Here is a 3,010-nt window from a genome sequence, read left to right as displayed (position 1 = left end):
CGCGGACATGTTCTCGGACGAGGTGTTCAGGTTGGCGATGGCGGTTTCGAACCGTGACTGGAGTGCGCCGAAGCTGGCGCGCTGGCCGTTCACGGCTGCCAGTGCGGAATCGATGATCTTCAGGGCCCGGGTCGAACCGTCCACCGTGGACACGTCGATGTCGCTCACCTTGGTCAGCGTGGAGGCGGTGGCCGCAGCGTTCGTCATGGTGCCGCCCGTGCCAGCCACGGTGTAGCCCTTGTCGGAGTTGTATTCCAGCGTGCCGCGCGAGGCCACGGTCACGCCGGTACCGGCCGTGGTGGCGGCCGTGAACGTCAGACTGCCCGAGGTCTGGGTGGCGACGGCGTCCTGCGAGGCCAGCGTGATGCCCGCGGCGCTGCTGGCGCCGTTGGCGACATTGATGTCATTGCCCGATTCGTTGGTCAGGATCAGGCCGGTATTGTCGCTGTTGAGCTTGGCGGTGACGCCGGTCTGCGACGACACGTCGTTGAAAGCCTTCACGGCTTCGGCCAGGCCGGCCGCCGAGGCATTGGCCGAAACGTTGAAAGTCACGTTGGCCGCGGTGCTGTTCTCGCCCTTGACCGCCAGGGAGTAGGCGCCGGTGCCGGAGAATTTCAGTTCCGAGACGTTGCGGGCCGAAGCCGTCACGCCGGTGGAATCGGCCACCGCATTCACGGCGGAGGCGATGTCGGCCGCCGTGCTGGCAGCCGCCACGTTCACGGTCTTGGTCTGCAGGCCGGCGATCACCACGGTGCCGGCGGCGGCACCTGCCGAGCCGGCCGAGGCGCCGGTGGTGGCCGCGCCGGTGGCCGAGGCCGTCAGCTGGGCGCCATAGTTGTTGGTGCGGAAATTGCCCGTCGTGGCGGTGATGGTCTGGTTGGCATTGGCGCCCACCTGGAAGGTGGCCGAGCCGAAAGAGCCGTCCAGCAGCTTCTGGCCGTTGAATTCCGTAGCGCCGGCGATGCGGTCGAGCTCGGACAGGAGCTGGCCGACTTCGGCCTGGATGGCCTTGCGGTCACCGGCCGAGTTGGTGGCGTTGGCCGATTGCACCGACAACTCGCGCACCCGCTGCAGGATGTTTCCCGCGCCGGCCAGGGCACTTTCCGCCACCTGGGACAGCGAAATGCCGTCGTTGGCATTGCGCGCCGCCTGGTTCATCCCGCGGATCTGCGAGGTGAAGCGCTCGGAGATCGCCAGGCCGGCGGCATCGTCCTTGGCGCTGTTGATGCGCAGGCCCGACGACAGGCGCTGGATCGAGGTGTTGAGCGACGACTGGCTCAGGCTCAGGTTGCGCTGGGCAGTGAGCGAGCTGATGTTGGTGTTGATGGTGGACGCCATGGCGGAACTCCTGCGAGGCTGGAAACAAACATTACTGCCGGCTCAAGCGCTACCCCTCCGGCGGACTTTGTGGGAACGATGGAAGGATTGTTGGGGAGCCCGCCCCAGGCCATTGGGGGGATAAGACACACAAAAACCGCTCAATCCGTGTGTTCGTGCCTAAAGTTTTCCGCCGGACACCCGAAAACATCTCCAACGGGACGTATGAGCAGCACGCGATCCGGCCCGCCGTTCAACAGATGGCCCGCAAGGCCCTGTGAACCCTGTGGCCAGGCGTTCTGGGCCCAGTTGGCGGCAACGCCATATCCAGTCAGTTCTTTTCAGGAGATTTGCAATGGCTTCCACCATCAACACCAACGTCAGCTCGCTCACCGCCCAGCGCAACCTGAGCCTCAGCCAGTCGTCCCTCAACACCTCCATCCAGCGCCTGTCCTCCGGCCTGCGCATCAACAGCGCCAAGGACGACGCCGCCGGCCTGGCGATCTCCGAGCGCTTCACCTCGCAGATCCGCGGCCTGAACCAGGCGGTGCGCAACGCCAACGACGGCATTTCGCTGGCGCAGACGGCGGAAGGCGCCCTGAAGTCCACCGGCGACATCCTGCAGCGCGTGCGTGAACTGGCCGTGCAGTCGGCCAACGCCACCAACTCCTCCGGCGACCGCAAGGCCATCCAGGCCGAAGTCGGCCAACTGCTGTCGGAAATGGACCGCATCGCCGGCAACACCGAATTCAACGGCCAGAAGCTGCTGGACGGCTCCTTCGGCTCGGCCACCTTCCAGGTCGGCGCCAACGCCAACCAGACCATCACCGCCACCACCGGCAACTTCCGCACCAACAACTACGGTGCCCAGCTGACGGCCTCCGCCACCGGCGCGGCCACCACCGGCGCCTCGGCCGGCTCGGCAGGTGCCGCCGCCGGCACGGTGGTGATCGCCGGCCTGCAGACCAAGACCGTCAACGTGGCGGCTGCCGGCACGGCCTCCGACATCGCCTCCGCGGTGAACGCGGTGGCCGATTCCACCGGCGTGACGGCCGCGGCCCGCAACGTGTCGGAAATGAAGTTCTCCGGCACCGGCTCCTTCACCCTGGCGGTCAAGGGCGACAACAGCACCGCGGCCAACGTGACGTTCAACGTCTCGGCCACCAGCACGGCCGCCGGCCTGGCCGAAGCCGTGAAGGCCCTGAACGACGTGTCCTCGCAGACCGGCGTCACCGCCAAGCTCAACAGCGATTCCACCGGCCTGATCCTGACCAACGAGTCGGGCAATGACATCAACGTCGCCAACGGCGCCAGCAGCGCCGCCGGCATCACGCTGGCCTCGCAGGATGCCGTCACCACGCAGTCTTCGGGCACGCTGACGTTCACGGCTGCCACGGCGGCCGGCACCGGCGTGACCGTCGCCTCGCGCGGCACGGTGGAATACAAGTCCGACAAGGGCTACACCGTGAACGGCACGGGCGGCACCATGACGAGCACGGCGGCCACGGCCTCCACGCTGACCAAGGTGAGCGACATCGACGTGTCCACGGTGGACGGTTCGACCAAGGCCCTGAAGATCATCGATGCCGCGCTCTCCGCCGTGAACGGCCAGCGCGCGAGCTTCGGTGCGCTCCAGTCCCGGTTCGAAACGACGGTGAACAACCTGCAGAGCACGTCCGAGAACATGTCCGCC

Annotated in this window: 2 protein-coding genes; one reads left to right on the top strand and one right to left on the bottom strand. The window is 66.8% G+C overall.

Annotated elements, in window-relative coordinates:
* On the bottom strand, window positions 1–1,338 hold a 1,338-nt coding region (locus Q9R47_RS24165; RefSeq protein WP_311235639.1), incomplete at its 3' end, for a flagellin hook IN motif-containing protein.
* A 334-nt stretch (window positions 1,339–1,672) separates the two neighbouring features.
* Here Q9R47_RS24165 and Q9R47_RS24160 point away from each other — a divergent pair.
* Window positions 1,673–3,010: flagellin hook IN motif-containing protein (locus Q9R47_RS24160; protein ID WP_311235638.1), on the top strand; the 1,338-nt coding region annotated here is incomplete at its 3' end.

The organism is Acidovorax sp. PRC11, assembly GCF_031844105.1.
Classification (GTDB): Bacteria; Pseudomonadota; Gammaproteobacteria; order Burkholderiales; family Burkholderiaceae_C; genus Paracidovorax.
The sequence above is the reverse complement of the archived record's forward strand: the minus strand, read 5'-3'. Positions and strand labels throughout refer to the sequence as shown.